5 protein-coding genes are annotated in these 6,475 nt (G+C 64.0%); 4 read left to right on the forward strand and 1 reads right to left on the reverse strand.

What is annotated here, in order from left to right; genetic code table 11:
• Window positions 1-56 precede the first annotated feature (56 nt).
• From VN004_RS12410 to VN004_RS12420, 3 genes are all read left to right on the forward strand, one after another.
• Window positions 57-587 carry a L,D-transpeptidase family protein gene (locus VN004_RS12410; protein WP_325610434.1) on the forward strand — a complete coding sequence of 177 codons (531 nt, stop codon included), beginning with the start codon at window positions 57-59 and terminating at the stop codon, window positions 585-587.
• Window positions 588-731: 144 nt separating this feature from the next.
• Window positions 732-2,531, forward strand: coding sequence for an ATP-binding protein (locus VN004_RS12415; protein ID WP_325610436.1), 1,800 nt, complete (start codon window positions 732-734; stop codon window positions 2,529-2,531).
• 106 nt (window positions 2,532-2,637) lie between these two features.
• Window positions 2,638-2,919 (forward strand): GCG_CRPN prefix-to-repeats domain-containing protein, encoded by a 282-nt coding sequence (locus tag VN004_RS12420; protein WP_325610439.1) that lies wholly within the window; start codon window positions 2,638-2,640, stop codon window positions 2,917-2,919.
• Between the two features lie 101 nt (window positions 2,920-3,020).
• Here the strand turns inward: VN004_RS12420 and VN004_RS12425 are convergent, their stop codons facing one another.
• Entirely contained in the window at window positions 3,021-3,707 is a 687-nt protein-coding gene (locus tag VN004_RS12425) for a YggS family pyridoxal phosphate-dependent enzyme (protein ID WP_414710286.1), read from the reverse strand.
• Between the two features lie 153 nt (window positions 3,708-3,860).
• Here VN004_RS12425 and leuS point away from each other — a divergent pair.
• A partial coding sequence (gene leuS, locus VN004_RS12430; protein ID WP_325610442.1) for a leucine--tRNA ligase occupies window positions 3,861-6,475 on the forward strand: 2,615 nt, incomplete at its 3' end.

Genomic DNA, 6,475 nt, shown 5'->3' on the forward strand with positions numbered 1-6,475 from the left:
TAAGGGCAAGCAAGACTTGCCTGACTGGTATCCGCGACCCACCATTCCCGTTCCCGATGGCGTCCCGAATTCTCGACCATATCCAAGTCCGGCGCCGATCTGGAGCCAAATCACGCGGCATTTTGAGGGCTGGACCCCTGGTCCTGCCCGTGGCGCTGGGCCGCGGCGGCATTCTGGCCAACAAGCGGGAGGGAGACGGGGGAACCCCGCGGGGCCGGTACCGCCTGAAGCGGCTCTGGTGGCGGCGGGACCGAATCACCCGCCCCCGGACCGCCCTGCCGGCCCGCCCGATCGGCCCGGCCGATGCCTGGAGCGAGGACCCGGCCGACCGCCGCTACAACCGCTGGGTGCGGCGGGAGCCGGGAGAGCCGGGCGACCGGCTGATGCGGGAGGACGGGCTGTACGATCTCATCATCGAGATCAGTCATAACGACCGGCCCCGAATCGCCGGCCGTGGCAGCGCAGTCTTCATCCACATCGCGCGGGAGAATTTCGGACCTACCGCCGGTTGCGTGGCGCTGCGGCCGCGCGACCTGTTGCGATTGCTGGAGCGCCTGTCTCCCGCGACCTGGATCGAGATTAGCTAAATTGCAGGTCACTGCCGCCGCGCCTCCCTGCACCATCGATTAAGAATATCGCAACGCAAGTTCCACCGATGAGTGCACGTTAATTGGAATGCGATGCCAGGCTGATAGATCGGAAGCGGGCATACCTCCTCGATCTGATCTGCGATGCACACGACACAGACACCCCAGCCTGCGCCGTCCCAAGAGCGCGAGATCATCGGGCGCGTCCTCTCCGTCGCCGGATCGAACGCGAGGATTGAACTGGCGGCAAACCTCGTCCGCGACGCATCGCGTGCGACGGTCGGAAAATTTCTCGGCGTGGTCGGCGCCGAAAGCGTGATCATCGGCATGGTCACCGAAGTGTGCGAGCAGACCGGCGGGCGCGGTGGCAGCGTCGCGCAGATCGACCTGTTCGGCGAAATGCACGAGCGCTTCGGAACACCGACCTTCTCACGCGGTGTCACCGATTATCCGGTCATCGGCGATCCGGTTCTGCTGATGACCAATGACGACCTGCGACTGATCTATGGCAACACGCGCGCGGCGGCGCATGTCGGAACGCTGCGGCAGGACTGCTCCATCAGGGCGCTGATCGACGTCGACGAGCTTCTCAACAAGCACTTCGCTATTCTCGGCACGACCGGCGTCGGAAAGTCGAGCGGCGTTGCCGTGATCCTGCAGCAGGTGCTCGCGGCGCGGCCGGATCTGCGGATCTTCCTCGTCGATCCGCACAACGAATATGGCCGCTGTTTCGGCGACAAGGCGCAAGTGCTCAACCCGCGCAATCTGCGACTGCCGTTCTGGCTGTTCTCCTTCGAGGAAACGGTCGACGCGTTTTTCGGCGGACGGCCCGGCGTCAACGAGGAAGTCGAAATCCTCGCCGAAGTCATTCCCATCGCCAAAGGCACGTATCTGCAATACCGCAGCGCCCACGAGCGGACGCTGACCAAGAAGCGCGATCCGAAGAGCGCGGGATTCACTGCCGATACACCCGCACCCTATCGCATCGAAGATCTGCTCGGACTGATCGACGAGCGCATGGGTAAGCTCGAGAACAGGTCTTCTCGCTTGCATCATTTCAAGCTGATGCAGCGCATCCAGACCTTCCGCAACAACCCGCGCTACGCCTTCATGTTCGAAAACGCCAATGTCGGCGGCGACACAATGGCGGAAATCATTTCGAACCTGTTCCGTCTTCCAGCCAACGGCAAGCCGGTCACCGTGATGCAGCTCGCCGGGTTTCCGGCAGAGGTCGTCGATTCGGTTGTCTCGGTCCTCTGCCGCATGGCCTTCGATTTCGGACTGTGGAGCGATGGTGTCTCGCCGCTTCTGTTCATATGCGAAGAGGCACACCGCTACGCATCGTCAGCGGAAATCAAAAGAGGCTTCGGGCCGACGCGTCGCGCGCTGTCGCGCATTGCCAAGGAAGGCCGGAAATACGGTGTGTTCCTCGGCCTCATCACGCAGCGGCCCTGCGAGATCGATCCCAACATCATCTCTCAATGCAACACGTTGTTCGTGATGAGGCTCGCCAATGACAGGGATCAGATGTTGATCCGCTCGGCGGTGTCGGACGCCGCGTCGAGTCTTTTGACCTTCGTGCCCTCGCTCGGCACCGGCGAAGCCTTCGTGTTCGGTTCAGGCGTCGCGCTGCCGATGCAGATGACCTTCAGCAACGTGCCCGAACATTTGCGGCCGTCGAGCGAAGTCGGACAGAGCGCGCAGGTTTCTGCGGATGCGGGGATCGACCTGATCACGTCGGTCATCGAGCGCTGGCGAAGCGCGACCATGAGTCAGAAGCTCTTTGAGGACGATGGCTACGACATCGGCCTTCCGCGCGACGACACGCCGCCGATGCAACCGGGCGGCCTCGAAAGCGGGGCCGACCTGCAGCGCGCTCGTCTCCTCAAACAGCCGCTCAGCGCGGCGCTGGCCTCGACCGACGCTCCCAAGGCCTGGCGGTAACCCTGCGTTTAGCAAGCTCGGCCTAATGAGGCCCATGACCTCCCCGGCCACTTCGGGTTGGGGAAGGGTTTTCCGGAATCGGTCCGGACGTACTGAAAGGCTACCAATGAGCAAACTTCTCACCTCGATGGTGCTTGGCGGCGCCGTGATGCTGGCTGCAGCTTCCGCGCACGCATTTCCAGCGGCTCCGGCGGCATCGATGCAGCTGCCGTCCGACGTGATCCAGACGGCCGGCGGCTGCGGCCCCGGCTGGTTCCGCGGTCCGGGTGGCGCCTGCCGTCCGAAGCGTGGCGTGGTGGTCGTGCCGCCGCGGGCGGTCGTTGTTGCGCCGCGTCCGCGTTGCTTCTGGGCCGCGGGTCCGCGCGGAAAGGTTCGCGTCTGCCGCTGATCCGAACCGGATCACTCTGCAGACAGCAGTGATCGGAATCAGGGAAGCTCCGCGCCGGCTGGTGCGGAGCTTCTTTTATTGAGGCCCGCTGTTGATACCGCTCAGTGCTGCGGCCGGGTTCCGAATATCGCGCTGCCGACACGCACGTGAGTCGCGCCGAACGCAATCGCGGCCTCAAAATCCGTGCTCATGCCCATCGACAGAAGCTTCAGTCCATTGCGCGCGGCGATCTTGGCGGTGAGCGCGAAATGCGGCGCCGGCGCCTCGTCGAAGGGGGGAATGCACATCAGGCCGGAAATGGTCAGCCCGTAATCGGCCGTGCAGCTCCGCAAGAATGCATCGGCGTCTTCCGGCAGGATACCGGCCTTCTGTGGCTCTGCGCCGGTATTGATCTGCGCAAACAACAAGGGCGAGCGCCCCTGCTTCTGGATCTCCTTCGCCAGGGCCTCGCAGAGACTCGGCCGGTCGACGGAGTGAATGGCGTCGAACAGCGCGACCGCGTCCTTCGCCTTGTTGGACTGGAGCGGGCCGATCAGGTGCAGCGACAGGTCGGGATGGTGCGCGCGGATCGCCGGCCATTTGGCCCTGGTTTCCTGGACCCGGTTTTCGCCGAAGACCCGCTGCCCCGCCGCTATCGCCGGCGCGATGGCATCGGCTCCGAAGGTCTTGGAAACGGCGATCAGCGCGACCGAGGCCGGATCGCGGCCCGCCTCGCGGCAGGCCGCCGCGATCCTGGCCCGGACCTCCGACAGCCCGGCCGCAATGTCGTGGGTTTCAGTCTCGCTCACCGTCTCCGATCTCCTCGGCTGGTCACTAACGGTGCCCCAATGCGGTCGCAAGCCGGAAGGCCGTGATTCGCATTTGCCGCAACGCCGCGCCGTTGACCGGCAAGTCGGATTCGTGGCACGTCCGGCCCGATTTCTGAGTGTTTTGAGCCCTTCATGACTGCTTCGCGCTACAACGCCCGCGACGCCGAGCCGCGTTGGCAAAAGACCTGGGACCGCGACGGCATCTTCGCGACCAAGAACGACGACCCGCGCCCGAAATACTACGTCCTCGAGATGTTCCCCTACCCATCCGGGCGCATCCATATGGGGCACGTCCGCAACTACACCATGGGCGACGTGGTGGCGCGCTACAAGCGCGCGAAGGGCTTCAGCGTGCTGCATCCGATGGGATGGGACGCCTTCGGCATGCCCGCGGAAAATGCCGCGATGGAGCGCAAGGTCCATCCCAAGTCCTGGACCTACCAGAACATCGCCGCGATGAAAGCGCAGCTGCAATCGATGGGGCTGTCGCTCGACTGGGCGCGCGAGATCGCGACCTGCGACCCGGATTACTACAAACATCAGCAGGCGATGTTCCTCGACTTTCTCGAAGCGGGTCTCGTCGAGCGCAAGCAGAGCAAGGTGAACTGGGACCCGGTCGACCAGACCGTGCTCGCCAACGAGCAGGTGATCGACGGGCGCGGCTGGCGCTCGGGCGCGCTGGTCGAACAGCGCGAGCTGACGCAGTGGTTCTTCAAGATCAGCGATTATGCGCAGGAGCTGCTCGATGCGATCGACACGCTCGACCGCTGGCCGGAGAAGGTGCGCATCATGCAGCGCAACTGGATCGGCCGTTCGGAAGGATTGCTGATCCGCTTCGCACTCGATCCGAAGACGACGCCATCCGGCGAAACCGAACTCAATGTCTTCACGACGCGGCCGGACACCTTGTTCGGCGCGAAGTTCATGGCGATCGCGCCGGATCATCCGCTTGCCAAGGCTGCGGCTGCAAAGAATGCGGCGCTCGCGGCGTTCGTCGAGGAGTGCAAGCGGCGCGGTACGTCGCAAGCCGACATCGACACCGCAGAGAAGATGGGCTTCGACACCGGCATCAAGGCGATCCATCCGCTCGATCCGAACTGGACGCTGCCGGTCTATGTCGCGAACTTCATCCTGATGGATTACGGCACCGGCGCGATCTTCGGCTGTCCGGCGCACGATCAGCGCGACCTTGATTTCGTCAACAAATACGGGCTCGGAAACGTGCCCGTGGTGTGTCCGCCCGGACAGGACCCGAAGACCTTCGTCATCACCGACACCGCCTATGACGGTGACGGCACGATGATCAATTCGCATTTCCTGAACGGGCTTTCCATCGCCGATGCAAAGGAACGGGTGGCGCGCCGCCTCGAAAGCGAATTGCGCGACGGCAAGGCGGTTGCGCAGCGCCAGGTGAATTTCCGGCTGCGCGACTGGGGTATTTCGCGGCAGCGCTATTGGGGCTGCCCGATCCCGATCATCCATTGCGAAGCGTGCGGCATCGTGCCGGTGCCGAAAAAGGATCTGCCGGTGAAGCTGCCGGAAGATGTGAGCTTCGATCGTCCCGGCAATCCGCTCGATCGTCATCCGACATGGAAGAACGTGCCGTGCCCGTCATGCGGCAAGCCGGCGCGTCGCGAAACCGACACCATGGACACGTTCGTCGATTCGTCGTGGTATTTCGCCCGCTTCACCGATCCCTGGATCGCGACTGCACCGACCAGCCGCAAGGACGTCGATCGCTGGCTGCCGGTCGATCAATATATCGGCGGCATCGAGCACGCGATCCTGCATCTGCTCTACAGCCGCTTCTTCACCCGCGCGATGAAGAAGACCGGTCACGCCGGTCTCGACGAGCCGTTCGCCGGCCTGTTCACTCAAGGGATGGTGGTGCACGAGACCTACCGCAAGGCGGACGGCGAGTACGTGATGCCGTCCGAGGTCGTCATCGCCGCCGAAGGCGATACCCGCAAGGCGACGCTGAAGACCACCGGCGAGCCGATCGAGATCGGCTCGATCGAGAAGATGTCGAAGTCGAAGAAGAACACGGTCGACCCCGACGACATCATCGGCGCGTATGGCGCCGACACCGCCCGCTGGTTCGTCCTGTCCGATTCGCCGCCCGAGCGCGACGTGATCTGGACCGAGGAAGGCGTCCAGGGGTCGTGGCGCTTCGTGCAGCGGCTGTGGCGCCTGATCAACGAGGCCTCGGAGATCGCGGCCAAGGCGCCCGCCGAGCGGCCGGCCGCGTTCACGGAACGGTCCGTCACGGTGCGCAAGGCCGCGCATGGGGCTCTCGCCAAGGTCTCCGAGGACATCGAAAAGCTCCGCTTCAACCGCTGCGTCGCCCATATCTACGAATTTTCCAACGCCCTCTCGGCCGCGATCGGGGACATCGCCGCCCCGGCCGATGTCACGCCGGATTTCGCCTGGGCGATTCGGGAGGCGGCGGAGACCCTGGTTCAGCTCTTTGCGCCGATGATGCCGCACCTGGCCGAGGAATGCTGGGCGGCGCTGGGGCACGACACGCTGGTCTCCATGCAGCCTTGGCCGGCGATCGAGGCCGATTTGCTGGTGGAAAACACCATCACCCTGCCCGTCCAGGTCAACGGGAAGAAGCGGGCTGATGTAACCGTGCCACGGGATGCAGGAAATTCTGATATCGAGGCTGCCGTATTAACGCTGGATGCGGTAAAGAAGGCACTGGACGGCAAGGCTCCCAAAAAGGTCATTGTTGTCCCGCAGAGGAT

The organism is Pseudorhodoplanes sp. (assembly GCF_035565855.1).
Classification (GTDB): domain Bacteria; phylum Pseudomonadota; class Alphaproteobacteria; order Rhizobiales; family Xanthobacteraceae; genus Pseudorhodoplanes.